This window comes from Bradyrhizobium sp. B097 (assembly GCF_038957035.1).
GTDB lineage: Bacteria > Pseudomonadota > Alphaproteobacteria > Rhizobiales > Xanthobacteraceae > Bradyrhizobium.
Genome location: NZ_CP152412.1, coordinates 1,571,562 through 1,586,253, shown reverse-complemented (window position 1 = coordinate 1,586,253; position 14,692 = coordinate 1,571,562). Strand labels below are relative to the sequence as shown.

16 protein-coding genes and 1 tRNA gene are annotated in these 14,692 nt (G+C 62.0%); 8 read left to right on the top strand and 9 right to left on the bottom strand.

Annotated features, from left to right (window positions below):
* Positions 1-630: 630 nt before the first annotated feature.
* Positions 631-843 (bottom strand): DUF2892 domain-containing protein, encoded by a 213-nt coding sequence (locus tag AAFG07_RS07285; RefSeq protein ID WP_342726639.1) that lies wholly within the window; start codon positions 841-843, stop codon positions 631-633.
* 308 nt (positions 844-1,151) lie between these two features.
* Between AAFG07_RS07285 and AAFG07_RS07280 the strand changes: the two genes are divergently transcribed.
* Positions 1,152-1,991 carry a phosphoadenosine phosphosulfate reductase family protein gene (locus tag AAFG07_RS07280; protein WP_342726638.1) on the top strand — a complete coding sequence of 280 codons (840 nt, stop codon included), beginning with the start codon at positions 1,152-1,154 and terminating at the stop codon, positions 1,989-1,991.
* Between the two features lie 277 nt (positions 1,992-2,268).
* On the opposite strand, the gene AAFG07_RS07275 is transcribed toward AAFG07_RS07280, so the two are convergent.
* Positions 2,269-3,378: an ATP-binding domain-containing protein gene (locus AAFG07_RS07275; protein WP_342726637.1), complete on the bottom strand. Its 1,110-nt coding sequence runs from the start codon at positions 3,376-3,378 to the stop codon at positions 2,269-2,271.
* 127 nt (positions 3,379-3,505) lie between these two features.
* Complete coding sequence (locus AAFG07_RS07270) at positions 3,506-3,877, bottom strand: hypothetical protein (protein ID WP_342726636.1); 372 nt, start codon at positions 3,875-3,877, stop codon at positions 3,506-3,508.
* A gap of 248 nt (positions 3,878-4,125) precedes the next feature.
* Between AAFG07_RS07270 and AAFG07_RS07265 the strand changes: the two genes are divergently transcribed.
* From AAFG07_RS07265 to AAFG07_RS07255, 3 genes are all read left to right on the top strand, one after another.
* The gene (locus tag AAFG07_RS07265) at positions 4,126-4,371 is read left to right on the top strand and encodes a hypothetical protein (RefSeq protein ID WP_342726635.1); all 246 of its coding nucleotides are present in this window, start codon (positions 4,126-4,128) and stop codon (positions 4,369-4,371) included.
* Between the two features lie 119 nt (positions 4,372-4,490).
* A complete protein-coding gene (locus AAFG07_RS07260; RefSeq protein ID WP_342726634.1) occupies positions 4,491-4,676 on the top strand; it encodes a hypothetical protein in 186 nt (61 codons plus the stop codon).
* Positions 4,615-6,246: a recombinase family protein gene (locus tag AAFG07_RS07255; RefSeq protein ID WP_342729075.1), complete on the top strand. Its 1,632-nt coding sequence runs from the start codon at positions 4,615-4,617 to the stop codon at positions 6,244-6,246. Before AAFG07_RS07260 ends, AAFG07_RS07255 begins: the two co-directional genes overlap by 62 nt.
* On the opposite strand, the gene AAFG07_RS07250 is transcribed toward AAFG07_RS07255, so the two are convergent.
* The 4 genes from AAFG07_RS07250 to mnmA form a co-directional block, all read right to left on the bottom strand.
* Positions 6,203-6,279, bottom strand: a tRNA-Met gene (locus AAFG07_RS07250). The genes AAFG07_RS07255 and AAFG07_RS07250 overlap by 44 nt on opposite strands.
* Before the next feature lie 115 nt (positions 6,280-6,394).
* A complete protein-coding gene (locus AAFG07_RS07245; protein WP_342726633.1) occupies positions 6,395-6,751 on the bottom strand; it encodes a hypothetical protein in 357 nt (118 codons plus the stop codon).
* 52 nt (positions 6,752-6,803) lie between these two features.
* Entirely contained in the window at positions 6,804-7,442 is a 639-nt protein-coding gene (locus AAFG07_RS07240; RefSeq protein WP_342726632.1) for a methyltransferase domain-containing protein, read from the bottom strand.
* A 25-nt stretch (positions 7,443-7,467) separates the two neighbouring features.
* The gene (mnmA, locus tag AAFG07_RS07235; RefSeq protein WP_342726631.1) at positions 7,468-8,664 is read right to left on the bottom strand and encodes a tRNA 2-thiouridine(34) synthase MnmA; all 1,197 of its coding nucleotides are present in this window, start codon (positions 8,662-8,664) and stop codon (positions 7,468-7,470) included.
* A 362-nt stretch (positions 8,665-9,026) separates the two neighbouring features.
* Between mnmA and AAFG07_RS07230 the strand changes: the two genes are divergently transcribed.
* The 3 genes from AAFG07_RS07230 (at position 9,027) to AAFG07_RS07220 (ending at position 12,112) form a co-directional block, all read left to right on the top strand.
* Positions 9,027-10,619 (top strand): flagellar hook-length control protein FliK, encoded by a 1,593-nt coding sequence (locus AAFG07_RS07230; RefSeq protein WP_342726630.1) that lies wholly within the window; start codon positions 9,027-9,029, stop codon positions 10,617-10,619.
* A 10-nt stretch (positions 10,620-10,629) separates the two neighbouring features.
* Positions 10,630-11,349: a flagellar hook capping FlgD N-terminal domain-containing protein gene (locus AAFG07_RS07225; RefSeq protein WP_342726629.1), complete on the top strand. Its 720-nt coding sequence runs from the start codon at positions 10,630-10,632 to the stop codon at positions 11,347-11,349.
* Between the two features lie 580 nt (positions 11,350-11,929).
* A complete protein-coding gene (locus AAFG07_RS07220; protein WP_342726628.1) occupies positions 11,930-12,112 on the top strand; it encodes a hypothetical protein in 183 nt (60 codons plus the stop codon).
* Positions 12,113-12,248: 136 nt separating this feature from the next.
* Here AAFG07_RS07220 and AAFG07_RS07215 read toward each other — a convergent pair whose 3' ends face one another.
* The gene (locus AAFG07_RS07215) at positions 12,249-12,536 is read right to left on the bottom strand and encodes a hypothetical protein (RefSeq protein WP_176533406.1); all 288 of its coding nucleotides are present in this window, start codon (positions 12,534-12,536) and stop codon (positions 12,249-12,251) included.
* A gap of 397 nt (positions 12,537-12,933) precedes the next feature.
* A complete protein-coding gene (locus tag AAFG07_RS07210; RefSeq protein ID WP_342726627.1) occupies positions 12,934-13,911 on the bottom strand; it encodes an AraC family transcriptional regulator in 978 nt (325 codons plus the stop codon).
* Between the two features lie 565 nt (positions 13,912-14,476).
* On the opposite strand from AAFG07_RS07210, the gene AAFG07_RS07205 reads away from it, so the two are divergent.
* Positions 14,477-14,656 carry a hypothetical protein gene (locus tag AAFG07_RS07205; protein ID WP_342726626.1) on the top strand — a complete coding sequence of 60 codons (180 nt, stop codon included), beginning with the start codon at positions 14,477-14,479 and terminating at the stop codon, positions 14,654-14,656.
* Positions 14,657-14,692 lie beyond the last annotated feature (36 nt).

The following is a 14,692-nucleotide window of genomic DNA, read 5'->3' as shown; positions in this document are numbered from 1 at the left end:
CGGGAGCACGGATCAGTGTTGATCCGCATCAAGGCCATTCTTTCCCCGAATGCGATCCTCGCACTGATACGATAAATGGCTTTGACCACAAATGGATCGATCACGGCAACGGAACGCACAGAGACCTGACGACACGAGCGATAGCAATGCTCGGGCCGCTATAGCCTCTACACCGGCCCCAACATTCAACCAGCTGGTCCGACGCCGCCAGCGTCGAAACGGCCCGACGGTCTCATGGTACGGCCGTCTGCTGATCGTTGGAGCATTGCTGGTCGCCGCCGGCTGGCAGATCTTCCAGCTGCTTCTGACTATCATGACTCTCGACTGAAGGTTCGTTGGACGGATTTCGGGCTCAGCGGGACATCGGAGGGCGCGTCCTGCACCAACTCGACTGAACCATACGCGTCGGAGTTCGACTTTCGGAAGTACACCGAGCCCTCTCCCGGAACGCTCACGCAATGATGCTTCCTGGCAAATTGTGCGACCTTGGCGGCAGCGACCTCGTTGATCCCAAATAACCGCTCATAATCACGATCGGAGATCCTTAGAACAGCGCCGTCGCCGAGACGGTCGAGTCGCGTTCGCAACTCGGCGAGAGTGAGGCCTTCATTCATTACCGCTACCAGATCTCTAGACCGAGCTGGACTTCTGCCGAGTGTTGATTCCCAGCAACGGGTAGAGCGGACAGTAGGAGAAGAACGCTGTCGCAATCAGGACGAATCCGAGAGTCCCGACGACCAGCCACCCCGCTCCAAGCGAGCCGTCCTTCACGGTGTATGCAATCAGAGCCAAGCCGATGATGATCCGGGCGTACTGATCAATGAGTCCGACGTTGCGTGTCATGGCAATGTGCCTCCTTTGATGCATTCCCACTTGAACGCATTCCGGCGCAGGGCGATTGATCGTGATCAATTCACACGGTGCAGACCACCAACCAGCGCCAGCCCCGCGGGACGCAGCCGACTAGCAATTGACACTGTGCCGTTCGAGATAGCTCGCGACATCTCGCAAGCGGCGGGTGGCTGCGTCCTGCTTGTCAGACGTCGGTCGCCTGCCTAATCCGGATCCTGCCCGACGCTGCGAGCCGAGCACGCGAGCGCCTCATACCCGGCCGCAATCTTCATGAAGTGATCGCGAGTCGCCTGGTCTCGATGTCGTGCAGCCTGGCGCTTCGTCCGCTCGGCGCGGGACGCCATATTCTCAGCCTCTCGGGCGGCAAGGACAGCGCGGCACTGGCCGTATACATGCGCGACCGCGTTCCCGAGATGGAGTACATCTTCCACGATACCGAGAAGGAACTGCCAGAGACGTACGAATATCTCGGTCGGCCCGAGGCGATTCTCGGGAAGCCGATCGCTAGGACCTCGCCCACCGATAGTTTCGACCATTGGCTTTCGGTCTACGGAGGGATGCTTCCTTCCAACCACCGACGCTGGTGCACGCGGATGCTCAAGCTCAAGCCGTTCGAGAACTACGTCGGCGACGATCCTGTGTTTAACTACGTCGGCCTGCGCGCGGACGAAGCCCGTACCGGCTACATCTCGACGAAAGCCAACATCACGGCGGTCTATCCCTTCCGCGAGGACGGGTTAGTGCTCGCGGACATCCACCGCATTCTGGAGGAGTCGGGGCTCGGCATGCCCACCTATACCGAGTGGGGCAGGAGCCGGTCGGGATGCTACTTCTGCTTCTATCAGCAGAAGATCGAATGGGTCAGACTGAAGGAGAAGTACCCCGACCTCTACGAGCGAGCGAAGGAGTACGAGGCCGCTAGCCTCAAGCAAGGCGTCGATTTTACGTGGTGTGCATCGGAGTCCCTGGCCGAGCTCGAACGGCCCGAACGTATGGCCGCGATTAAGGCAAATCGGGCGGCTTACGAGGAGCGGCAGCGCCAAAAGCGAGGCAACCGGAGTCTAGCGGAGACGATTGGCGGCCTGGTAGCCGACGACGCGCAGGATAAAGAAGATGGCTGCTTAATTTGCTCTCTTTAGCGTGTGACCGTAAACGTGTGAGTTGGATGGGCTCAAGGAATTGCGTTCCACGACCGCTATCAGCGCACAATGATCGACGCTGCGTCGAAAGCGCTTACGTTCTTGCGCGCTGTCGGCTGTGAACGCGTCAGCCGGCCCGTCGGAACGTCAGCTTCCTCCAAAGGACTCTTTCGCGGTCGCATGGACGGCTTCGAAGCCGACCTGCTCGTACTTCCGCAGCTGGAGTTCTGAGCGCTCCTCGTAATAGCGTTCGGCGACCGCGGTGCAGGCGGTGTCCTCAGGCGGCAGCGCGAGTCAGCCCCACATAAAGGAAGCGGGCGAAAAGCTCGGGAACACGATCGGCCAGATCGTCGATACCGATAAAGAAGACTGCTTCAAATTCCATTCCCTTAACATTGTTGACGTCGAACACCCGCACCTCGCGCGCGTCGCCCACGCTACTATCTTGCATGCGGCCTTTGACCACGATGTTCCACGGCGCGAGAGCGCTCTCTAGCGCTTGGGCAAGCGGGGCTACGCGGCCATCGCCATCGACGAAGATGGCGATGGCCGGAAGGCTTCCGATTGCGAGTTCGACTTCGCGAATGCGTTGCGCAAGCCACGCGGCGGCGCGCGAGGAGGACATATTCTCAGCGAGCAGAGGCGGCACGCCCGCTTCCTCCTCGTCGCGTGGCGGGACCGTTGAGGCCGTAACACCATCAAGGAGCGTTCCGAGCTCGTCCGACAATTCGCGAAGTTGGCGGCTCTGCCGGTAGCCGATGTTGATGTCGCGGGGGTCAAGGCGAATGCCGGCAGTCCGGCTGATCCAGTCCAACTCCGATCCGTCCTGAATGCCGTTCAGCGTGAGGCGCTGTCGAAAACCCCCGCAGGCAAACCAAGACCGGAGCTTTGGAAAAGCAAGCTCGGTGGTGCAGGCAAGCTGAACAGTTGACAGATCGGTTGCTTCATCGACGAACACCTGGATCAGATAGCGGCCTTTTATTCTCTCCAACCATTCATGCCCTGAAGCCAATTCAAGGCGCTCCGGTCCCGGCGAAGCAAGCAGGCGCCGCGCATGCCGCAACATAATGAGGATGAGAACATCGAGTTCGTCAGGCGAGATTTTGTTGCTGCCGACAAATTCCTTAGTGGCATCGCTGACGTCGAAGTGACGCCCCTCTTTCAGAGCGTCGCGCCGGAACGACACGTAGGAGCCGGGTGCACCGAGAACAAATCGGCGTGGTGCCTGGAGGAGCGTACGGAGATGTGCCAGCAGAATAAGCCTGCGTCCGGCGGTGGCGAAACCTTCCTCCGGTGGCAGACGGCTGCCGATGAGTCTGATGATGCGGCCCGAGCGACCACCTAGAGTGCGGCGTTTCTCGGCGACGGCGCGTGCCCAATTGCGCAATGCGGAGACGGCTCGATGTGGCTACATTCGAGTATCCGGCCGGCGCGCTCACGGCCATTCACCTCGAGTTCAGCAATGTCGCCCGCGTCGTATTCCGCGAGCCGACCGAGATCCTCTAGATAGCTTACTAAATATGCACCAGCGATGGCCTGCGAGAGCCGCCTGCCGAGCGGGCTGGAAAATAGAGCGTTTGCACGCCTCGATCCTTCGGTCCCCAATCTACCTTCACGCGCGCAATAAAGGGTTCAATCAGCAGAAGCCGGATGACCCTACGCGCTTCCGCATTGCGAGTGGACACAAAACGTTCGGTCCAATTCTCGCCGGCTATTTGATTCTGCGGATACGCCAGCGTGGGCATGGCCAAGGCAGGGGCTTCCGACGACAGAGCAGATCGCGCAGCGGCTTCAACCGCGTCGAGAGCGGCGAGAATTTCCTCCCCGAGAGCAATGAGGGCCGAATTCTTGTCGGGCGGGGAGCTGTGAGGTTCGCCCTGGACCATGCGATGGCACCTGTAAAATATTGGGCGCGCCATTGCCGGCGCGGTTCAGGCAGTAATGTCTTCCTTTACCCTGCTCGCGACGTTCTTCAAAGCTCGTTGGGAACGGGTGGCGCGAGCCTAACACTGCGACGCGTTCCCGCCATCGCCTCCCCTCACCCGCTGCCACCACGATCGCGACGCCGATCAAGAGATCATCCTGAAAAGAGTTCGGCGATAGAGCCTGTAGATGTCGATCTCGACCAGTTTGCATGAAGAGGCGTGACCGCACCAATTTCGCACCAGAAATGAGCCAATCGACGCGCAACGAACGCGATCGGATGGAGAAAGAAGACAACATCAACGAAGCCGATCGCTATCCCGCCGCTCATAACGGTCTGGCTGGAGGTCTTGGATTCCCGATCCTAATCTCTGCGAGAGCCCTACTCCAGATTTTTCCGCTCTCAAGTCTATCCGTTCTGCCTTCAATCATATCCAATTCTGCGATCGATGAATAAGCGACGTACCCCTCTTGGACTGCATACAGCATCTTGCTGTTATGAAGCGTGCGAAGACGAGGGAGGGTTTTCATCATACGCCGCGGTGTGTAAGCCCAACTGAAATAGATCGTGCTTTGGTGAAATTTGTTGAAGCCCTTGCAATCGCCGATGCACGGCGCGATCATCTCTTCGAGAATGAGCGGCTGATGAAGATTCATATTGATGCCGCCAGCGAGAAACGTATCGGCGGTGGTGTTCAAGATGAAGCCCGCAGCAATTTACGCTCGGTTCTCGACCGAGCTTCAAAACGAAAAGTCGACTGAAGATCAGATCGCTTTGTGTAGGGCCTATGCGGCCCGTCATCAACTCAACGTCGTTGCGACTTTCGAGGACAAGACTCGTTCTGGGGCATCTGTATTCGGCCGCGATGGCTTGATGCAGCTTATGGATGCGGCGCGCCAACAGCGATTCACCGTCGTCGTTGTGGAAGCGTTGGATCGGCTTTCTCGTGACATGGAAGACCTGGCTGGCATCCACAAAAGGTTATCTTTCCAGGGGATTGAAATCCAGGCTGTTCATGACGGCACCGCGGACTCGATCTTGATTGGTATTCGCGGCCTCGTTGGACAGATGCAGCGCGAAGACGGAGCGAAGAAGGTCCGTCGCGGCATGGCCGGTGTGATACGCGACGGTCGACACGCCGGGGGACGCGCCTACGGATATCGAGCCGTTACCGGCAAACCCGGTGAACTCGAAATCGTCGACGACGAAGCTGCGATCGTTCGGCGCATTTTCGCGGCATATGCCGCGGGACGGACGCCCCGAGACATCGCGCACGATCTCAACAGAGAAAACGTTCGTCCACCGCGAGGCCGACGATGGAACGCGTCGACGATCAACGGCAATGCCCAACGTGGTGCTGGGCTCATCTTCAACGAACTCTATGCCGGTCGTATCGTGTGGAACAAAGTTCGAATGGTCAAGGATCCCGATACCGGCAAACGACTATCTCGCCCGAACCCTCGTGACGAGTGGCAGAGCATCGAGGCGCCTCAGCTGCGCATCGTCGATCAGGTCATTTGGGAGCAGGCTCACGCTTTGAAAACCGAAAGGAGCCACTTGGCCAGCCACGTGAAGCGACGGCCGCCGCATCTTCTCTCCGGTCTTCTTCGCTGCGGCTGTTGCCGATCGGGAATGTCGGTTCATGACCGCGACAAGACTGGAAAGACCAGGATTCGGTGTTCGGCGATTCGCGAAAGCGGGATCTGCTCAAATCGCAGGATCATCTACCTGCGCGATATCGAAGGGCTTGTACTCAGCGGCATGGTCGAGGAATTGAAGGATCCACGTCTGATCGAGACCTATGTACGCAGCTACAACAATGAGCGGGAGCGGCTTGCGGGGAACGCGGTCGCGGTGCGCGCGCGACTTGTGGCGAAACGTGACCGGATCGAAGGCGAGCGGCAACGGAACATTGATCTTGTGATCAAGTACGTCATCTCCGAGGAGGATGCCAAGCAGCGGATCGCGGAGCTAAAGGAAGAGCGACTGCGCGTCGAGGCCGAAATGGCCGCACTCGAAGAGGCGCCAGTCCCCATCGCGCTGCACCCAGCTACCCTAGACCGCTACATCAGAACAGTGAACACACTTGCCGAGATAATGGCTGAGCATTCAAAGGCAGAGGACGATCGGGGTTCTCTGATCGAGGATTTTCGGGCCCTTGTGCACAGCGTAACTGTTCACCCAAAAGGACCCAGGAAAGGCTGGGAGGTTGAAGTGAAAGGCAAACTCGCCGCCCTAATAGGCGGGGACATCTTTCCTCAGGCCCACCGTAATAGTGGGGGATACATGGTAGCGGGAGAGGGACTCGAACCCCCGACCCCAGGATTATGATTCCCGTGCTCTAACCAGCTGAGCTACCCCGCCATGGGCTCGCGATCGGCGGCGTAGAGCCGCGGGTGCGAACGCGCGGCATATAAAGAGTGGCACGCACGCCTGTCAAGCAAACCCGGACGGGACCGCAAACTATTGCAGACAGAGGCTATTTTGGCCTGACCGAGGGGTCGCCGCCGGGGCTGCCGGGTGGAGGAATCACCGGCGTGTTGCCGCCTTGCGGGGTCGGCGCACGCATTTCGGGGTCGACGCCGGCCGGCGGACACAGCACGCCGTCGGATTTGGCGAGCTTGTCGCCCAAAGCTTGCCCGGTGGTGGTTCCCTCCGGAACCGCAACACCCGGATGCGAAGGCTGCTGCGGCGCGCAATTCGCGGCCGCGCGAGACGGCGCCGGCGGCGCAGTCTGTGCCGGCGGCGTGGCGGCCGTGGGCGGCGCCTGCGCCGCGGCAACGACGGGCGCCATGATCAGGGCACAGGATAAAGCGAGTGTTCGATTGATCCTCATGACGAGAAAACCGAGACGACGCGCCGATGTTCCCGTCAAAATCGCCGCAGTCTCACGATTTGCGGAAACGGATCAGCGAGAAATGCCCCATCGGCGGCATCGGCCGGCGTTCCGCGAGGCTGACGCCGCCATGCTTGGCGGCCCAATCGGTCAGCCGCTCCCACGGAAATTCCGGACGCCAGCCGAGCCGCCGCGCCAGCGGCGCGAAGGCGAGCTCGAAGATGCGGCGCGGGCCGCTCTCGGCGCCGATGTGATTGACCAGGATCAGTTCGCCGCCCGGCTTCAGCACGCGAATGAAATCATCGAGCGTCGCTTCGGGATCGGGCACTGCGGTGATGACGTATTGCGCGACCACCGCGTCGAAAAACGAATCCGGAAATGCGAGGTGCTTGGCGTCCATCACCGCCAGCGTCTCGACATTGCTGAGGCCCAGCGCGCGCACGCGCTTGAGCGCCCGCCGCAGCATCGGCTCGGAAATATCGACGCCACACAGCTTTGTGGTGCGCGCATATTCCGACAGCGACAGCCCTGTGCCGACGCCGACATCAAGCACACGTCCACCGATCCGGTCGGCCTCCGCGATCGTCGACTGACGGCCCTGATCGAACACCTTGCCGAACACGAGATCGTAGATCGGTGCCCAGCGGCCATACGCCTTTTCGACCCCCTCGCGGTCGATGTCCCCAGCCATTCCCCTGCCCCGATGCTTCTTCTGTCTAGCCGCGAACCGCTTCCGCGAGCGGCGCCATCGCATCCTGCGTCGCGGCCCGCGCCACGCGGCTCGCGCTCGCACTTCTGATGAAGCCGCCGCCGAGCACGCGCGCCTGCCCGGAGGCCGCGTCGTAGAACACGCAGGCCTGGCCGGGCGACACACCCTCCTCGCCGGCGACGAGCTCGACCTCATAGCCGCCATCGGTGGCGCGCAACCATGCCGGCTGCGGCGCGCGCGTCGAACGCACGCGGACATAGATCTCGATACCCTCGCCGATCACGCGGTCTAGCGCGCCGTCGCCGATCCAGTTGACGTCGCGCAGCGCGATGCGATCCATCCGCAGCGCCTCGCGCGGCCCGACCACGACCCGGCGCGTCGCCGCATCGAGCTTGACCACATAGAGCGGATGGCCTGAGGCGATGCCGAGCCCCTTGCGCTGGCCGACGGTGAAATGAACGATGCCCTGGTGCTGGCCGATGACGTTGCCGGCGAGATCGACGATGTCGCCCGGCGCGATCGCATTCGGCTTCAGCCGTCCGATGATGTCGGTGTAGCGGCCGGTCGGCACGAAGCAGATGTCCTGGCTGTCCTGCTTGTCGGCGACCTCGAGATCGAAGCGCCGCGCCAGCTCGCGGGTCTGCGGCTTGGTCATGTCGCCGAGCGGGAAGCGCAGGAAGTCGAGCTGCTCGCGCGTGGTCGCGAACAGGAAATAGCTCTGGTCGCGATCGGCATCCGCCGCGCAAGTCAGCGAGCGCGATCCGTCGGCAAGCCGGCGCGAGGCGACATAATGTCCGGTGGCGAGCGCCTGCGCGCCGAGCTCGCGCGCGGTCGAGAGCAGATCGCGAAACTTGACCGAACGGTTGCATTCGATGCACGGCACCGGCGTCTCGCCGAGCGCGTAGCTGTCGGCGAAATTGTCGATCACGGATTGCTTGAAGCGGCTTTCGTAATCGAGCACGTAATGCGGGATGCCGATCCGCTCCGCGACATTGCGCGCATCGTGGATGTCGCGGCCGGCGCAGCAGGCGCCCTTGCGATGGGTCGCAGCACCATGGTCGTAGAGCTGCAGCGTGATCCCGACCACGTCATAGCCCTGCGACTTCAACAGCGCAGCCGTCACCGACGAGTCGACGCCGCCGGACATGGCAACGACGATCCGTGTGTCTTCAGGGCGGCCTTCAAGATCCAAACTGTTGAGCATCTCTAAGCGGTCATTGGTCACTGTCGCGGCGAGCTTATGCGCTCCGCGACCAAATTGGAAAAAGCCTTTGTCCAGAAAGCCTTAGAACGCGCCCAAGGCCGATTCGGTCGGTTCGGGACGCGTCGGAGGCCACCTTTAATATAGGCCGTATTCCGGCGAGGCAATCCGGCGGAATCCGTGCCTTGCCGTGCGCGGACGGCAAATCTTGCCGCCGGGCAAAAAGGAGGCCTGTCTGGAACCCGTTCCAGGCCGCACACGCAGCTCTTAACCAATTGAAATAACTCACTATTTGTAACGCGCGATGATTGGCCCGCTCCTTGCTGACAATACGCCGGAAGTCTCATTTGCGAGGGTTGGCAGTGGTGAGCGTGACGTCGGAAGCATTGGCAAGCCGGTCTTTTCAGGGCGCGGCACCGCGGTCGCCGCGGCCCGATCCCGCCCCGCAGGCGGGGAACGACGGCTTTGCCGCGCTGGTCGACAGCAATTCTGCATCCACGAGCGACAACAACAGGTACGACGCCCAACCGGCGCCCGCGCGCCGGTCCGACGATTCGACCTCGACGACCGACACGCGCTCCCGCGACAACAACACGGCCCCCGACCGGACGTCGCGGGATTCCGGCAGCTCGCGCGACGACAACAAGGTCGATAGCGACAGCGACGCGCCACCCAAGACCAAGTCGAAATCGAAGTCGGACGACTCGAAGTCGAGCACCGACGCGCAATCCACCGGCGACAAGGCCACGACACAAGCCGTACCGCAGCCGGACCCATCCAATGCGGCAGCGGCCAACGCCGTGGTTGCCGTTCCCGTCGCCGCCGCACCGGCGACCGACCCGGCAGCGGCGACCGCGCCAGCCGGCCAGCCGGCCGCACCGCTTGCGATCGCGGCTGCCGCCATCGCGGCCAGCTCCGCCATCGCCGCGACCGGTGCGCCGGCCGGCAGCGGCGCGCCTGCCGGCGCCGACACCGCAACGGCGGCGACCACTGCGGCGAATGCCGACAAGGTCGCCAAGGCGGCCGGCGTCAAGACCGAGGGACAGGTCATCACGACAGATGCGGCAACGGTTTCCGGCGCAGCGACGGCGACCGGCGATGCGACACTCGCCGCCACCGTCGCCGCCGGGACGCCTGCCACGAAGACGACGACGCAAGCCAAGACACAGCTGGCCGCCAAGGACGCGACCGCGACAACGCCAACCGACCAGGACGGCGCAACTCAAGGCAACGCCAACACCGCGCAGGCTGCTCCGACCAACATCGTTCCCGCAGCCACGCAGCCGGCCGCCGTATCCGGCAAGGCGAAGGCCACCGCGGACGGCGCAGCCGATGCCATCAAGGCCGATGCAAGCGGCGACGGCAACGCCGCGCCGACGCCGGCGGCCGGCAGCCACGCGGCTGCGCAGACCCAGCTTACGACGCCCGATCCCAGCGCGCAGGCGGCGAATGCCCTCCAGGCGCAACTGCCGACCAGCCAGACGACGCCGTCTGCGACGGCGCAATTGACCGTGACCAACGCCGCGCAGACCGCCGCCGTGCCGCTCAGCGGACTTGCGATGCAGATCGCCGCCTCCGCCAAGAGCGGCAAGAGCCGCTTCGAGATCCGGCTCGACCCCGCCGAGCTCGGCCGCATCGATGTCCGCATCGATGTCGATCGCAACGGCCAGGTGACCTCGCATCTCACCGTCGAACGCCCGGAGACGCTGTCGATGCTGCGCCAGGACGCCAACCAGCTGCAGCGCGCGCTCGACAATGCCGGCCTGTCGACCGGCAATGGCGGATTGCAGTTCAGCCTGCGCGACCAGTCGCAGTCGGGCCAGAACAACAACGGCCAGTCCAATCCGAACGCCCATCGTTTGATCGTCACCGAGGAGGACAGCGTCCCCGCCGCAGCGGCGGGCCGCTCCTATGGCCGCGCAACCGGCGCCCTCGGCGGCGTCGATATCAGAGTGTAAGGAGTTCACCATGGCAGTCGATGCAACCATGCCGACGCCGGTCGTCTCAGCACCGGGCACCAGCAACGGAACGAGCTCCGGAAGCGGCAGCGGCACCGGCAGCGGCCTGACCACCTCGTCGCAGGGCATCGCCGACAATTTCCAGACCTTCCTGACGCTGCTGACCACCCAGTTGCAGCACCAGAACCCGCTCGACCCGCTCGACACCAATCAGTTCACCCAGCAGCTCGTGCAGTTCGCCGGCGTCGAGCAGCAGCTGAAATCCAACGATCAGCTCAAGCAGCTGATCGCGATCGAGAAAAGCGCGCAATCGACCCAGGCGCTGGTCTATGTCGGCAACACGGTCGCGGTCGACGGCAGCAAGACGCAGTTCAACAAATCCGCGACCTGGAATCTGGTCTCCCCGCAAGCCACCAGCGCCACCATCACGATCACCAGCGCGACCGGCCAGACCGCCTATTCCGGCAATTTCAACCTGAAGCAAGGCAACGCCAGCTTCGTCTGGGACGGCAAGGGCACTGACGGCACGCAATGGCCGGCCGGCACCTACACGCTGACCGCGACCGGCAAGGATTCCAAAGGCAACGACCTCGCCATCTCGACCGAGATTCAGGGCGTCGTCGACTCCGTCGACCTGACCGCCTCCCCGCCGCTGCTCTCGATCGGCGGCCAGACCTACACCACCGACAAGATCAAGCGCGTGGTGCGCGGCGCGACGGGCAGCAGCTAAGCCAAGGCTTCGCTGCATCGGGCCAATCCGGCGTTCAGCTTCGCGGGAATTGCGCGTGCGCTTTTTGCGCGTCGCGACTTGCCGCATACACACCTGTCGTCCCTGCGAAAGCAGGGACCCACACTCCGCGGCGGGTGTTGTTGACGGGACTCGTCATAGCAGCAACGCACAACAAAGAACTTCGGTGGTTATGGGTCCCTGCTTTCGCAGGGACGACACTGAGTGTGTGGCGCGATCTCGGGCAAGTTCGCTGTCATCACCCGCGCACGCGGGTCGCAACACCCGTGACGATGCGCAGCGCCCCTCGATCGGGTGAGACGGGCAGACCATATACTGAGCTTCATTTCGGATACCGCTAAATACTTTTGCGACGGGGGCTTGCGCCGTCGGGCGAGTCAGTGCCAGCGCCCCATGCTTCCCAAGCGACCTCGACAGACATAAACAGCAATAAATTGCGACACGTCAGCTTCCTGTAAGCAAGCGGACGCTATCTTCATATTCCGCGTGTGAACGCCGATTCCGCCCTGAAACTCCGCAGCTGCCCGGGCTGCGCGCCTTGACCGCCGGCAAGAGCTAGCCTGTGACCCCGACACGCCCGACACCGCCAGAACGCACCCAGACCACTCCAAGCCATGCCGGGGCACCCCACCCGCAGCTTGCCGAGACAATGACCGAGAATGCGCGCCTCAGGACCATCGCCATCACCGTCATGCTCGAGATCGCAGTGCTTCGGGAGCGGCTGCCGCCGACTGCCGGCGAGTAGCAACGCAGGCGGAGTGGAATGACCGGGTGCGAGGCTGTCTCGCCGCGCTCACGAACCCCGAACGCCAGTCAAGGCTGGCAGGTCTGGCCTGCGCCGGCCGCGCAACCGGCGCGGCCCGCTCCATGCGCGCGCCGCATCAATAGATGCGGACGTGATTGGCCTCGAACGTCACCGGAAAGTTGTTGCGGTTCTGCAAGGTCAGGATCAGCACGACGCCGACACCGCCGCGGTGATCCCAGTACACGGCCCGGTCGGTTTCGTGCAGGGGCTCCATCGAGGTCTGGTTCTTCTCGAAATGCGGCGCGATCGACACGTCGAAAAACTCGTTCGGCGCTTTCGAATCCTTGCCCCACCAGAAGGTGAACGGCTGGCTCGAATTGGCAGCAATCGTGTAGGTGCCTTGCTTGTGGTCGATATTGGCCATGATGTCGGGGTCCTTCGTTTTCCATTCGTCGCTCCAATGCGACGCCCCAACAATGATGCGTTGCGCGCACACACGCCGTGAGCTAGCTCACTCTGCTTTGCAACCGACGCAACCGCGCCGGCGAGTGCGCGGGCTCTTGCAAAGGATGTCTTGCCTGAGCGACACTCTACGTTTCAGGTGATTTCCGATCTCAATTCTTCCGCACGCAATGAGTTGATCGAATGAAGCCAGCTCCGAGCGATCGACGCCCCATCCATCACTCACCGGTTTTCTGGATCGGCATCGCCTTGTGCCTGGCAGCGATCGCGATCTACCTCTGGTCCGACGACCTGTCCTGGCGGCCGACACCCCCGCGATAATGGCGGGCATTGCACACGGGGCGGTCTGGGCACGCGGCTCAGTTGGCCCCTCTTCGGGCAAGCCGAACGCCGCGCGGAGAATCGTCGAAGCGAATTCGGAACAAGCGGTTGAAATGCGAAACATCCGAAAAACCAACCTCTAGCGCGATGTCGGAGATTCGCTGACAGCCGGCGTGGGACCCGGTCAGCAGTTCGAACGCCCGCTGGAGACGCAATTCGTTCAAGCGCTCCGTGAACGACGTTCCCGATGACGCCATCAGGCGTTGCAGATAGCGTGGCGAGATGCCCTGGCAACGTGCGACCGTTTGAACGCTGAGCCCGGGCTCCTGAAAGTGTGCGGTGATGTAGTCGAGTGCTGCACTGTGCCGCGCAGCCACGACGGCGCTCGCGCCGCTCTCGCCCAAGGCAGGACACTCGCTGATCGCGAGTGCGACGAGATCGTGGATATGGGTCACGACCGTATGACGAAGTTTCGGAGCAGTCAGTGCTCTCGCCTTGAGGACCGACTTCAGATACGCAGCGAATAGCCGGAATGCTTCTTTGCGTTGCCCAATCGGCCGCATGGCCAGGCTTTCGACATCCGATACGCGCTGTTCAAGCTCCGCGCGCGGCACCGCGAGGCCAAATTGCAATCCATCTACATAGGTTACGCTCGCGGGCTCCGAATGCAGAATTGCAATCGCATCGCCGGCGCGAAGCTCAACTTCGCGGCCGCGCTGCGATAGCCGACTTCTGCCGGGAGAGCAGAAGATGAGGCCGACGGAATCATCACCATCGGCGATGTTCGCTTGCGAACGCTTGAAGCACATCGACGTGCCCTTCAGCGCGAGCATACGCAAGCCCTGGATCGCCTGCAGGGACGCATCGGCCTGGATTGGAATGCTTGACAGCGGCTCGATATCGGCATGCACGACGCATCGCCCAAAGTGCTCGCGCCAGAGAGGGATACGAATGCGCTCCGGAAGGTCGCGCGTCGAAAATCGATACGATGCAAAATCGGCTGCGTCCGTAGGCATGGGGACCTCCAGCCTTCGCAGAGCATCAGGATGAAATGCTGCGGCACACCATTTTCAATGTCTGCATTTTTCAATGTCTGCATTTTGCAATTCACGCACCGGCCTTCTCAGGGTCCGTGCGCGCAAGTCCAAGAAGCCATGCTATCGATCTGCTAGTCTGATTTGCCTGTGATCGACGCAGATGTGAACTGGTTCACATGTGGGTCAGAATATTACGTCTATATTGATCGCGAAAGTCGCGGCCTTTATTTCTCCCTTAGGAGGAGACGGTCGTGACGGCTCTATCTGTAATTGCCGCCAACGGATTCATTGGACATCCCTGGCGGCACGCAAGCGCAGATCAGCTTGATGCCCCTGTTCGCACTTGATCCGGTTTACGGAGCCGCGGGCAGGTTGTTTTGAATGATTGCAGATACCGATTTTATTTCGCTGCTCTAGCCAAATCGCTGAGCAGATTAGTCGGACATAAAATGCCGGCGGCACTGTTGGCTTTTGGCCGCCGGTTGAAGTGGTCGAAATCTGTCACGTGGGAAGTCAACCTCAGTGATCAGGAAGGCGTTCGATCATGTCCATCATATTCGACATGCTTTATCACGAGTACTGTCGTGCCCGCCTCGCCGAAATGCGAAAGCAGCTTTTGATACCGCTCGTCGGCGAAGTCCTGCAGGCGCCGCCGGAAGACGGCGATCGTTCCGGGCCCCTTGATTGCGGCTGGCCGGCGAAAGCGCCGCCAACCCTCGGGTAGCCGGAGCGCACAATCCCATTGGTTGGCCGGAGGCTG

Excerpts from the sequence above, each read along its gene's own strand:
- AAFG07_RS07285 (WP_342726639.1), bottom strand. The coding sequence starts at position 843 with ATGACACGCAACGTCGGACTCATTGATCAGTACGCCCGGATCATCATC.
- AAFG07_RS07280 (WP_342726638.1), top strand. The coding sequence starts at position 1,152 with ATGTCGTGCAGCCTGGCGCTTCGTCCGCTCGGCGCGGGACGCCATATT.
- AAFG07_RS07270 (WP_342726636.1), bottom strand. The coding sequence starts at position 3,877 with ATGGTCCAGGGCGAACCTCACAGCTCCCCGCCCGACAAGAATTCGGCC.
- AAFG07_RS07265 (WP_342726635.1), top strand. The coding sequence starts at position 4,126 with ATGAAGAGGCGTGACCGCACCAATTTCGCACCAGAAATGAGCCAATCG.
- AAFG07_RS07255 (WP_342729075.1), top strand. The coding sequence starts at position 4,615 with ATGAAGCCCGCAGCAATTTACGCTCGGTTCTCGACCGAGCTTCAAAAC.
- AAFG07_RS07245 (WP_342726633.1), bottom strand. The coding sequence starts at position 6,751 with ATGAGGATCAATCGAACACTCGCTTTATCCTGTGCCCTGATCATGGCG.
- AAFG07_RS07240 (WP_342726632.1), bottom strand. The coding sequence starts at position 7,442 with ATGGCTGGGGACATCGACCGCGAGGGGGTCGAAAAGGCGTATGGCCGC.
- mnmA (WP_342726631.1), bottom strand. The coding sequence starts at position 8,664 with ATGCTCAACAGTTTGGATCTTGAAGGCCGCCCTGAAGACACACGGATC.
- AAFG07_RS07225 (WP_342726629.1), top strand. The coding sequence starts at position 10,630 with ATGGCAGTCGATGCAACCATGCCGACGCCGGTCGTCTCAGCACCGGGC.
- AAFG07_RS07215 (WP_176533406.1), bottom strand. The coding sequence starts at position 12,536 with ATGGCCAATATCGACCACAAGCAAGGCACCTACACGATTGCTGCCAAT.
- AAFG07_RS07210 (WP_342726627.1), bottom strand. The coding sequence starts at position 13,911 with ATGCCTACGGACGCAGCCGATTTTGCATCGTATCGATTTTCGACGCGC.
- AAFG07_RS07205 (WP_342726626.1), top strand. The coding sequence starts at position 14,477 with ATGTCCATCATATTCGACATGCTTTATCACGAGTACTGTCGTGCCCGC.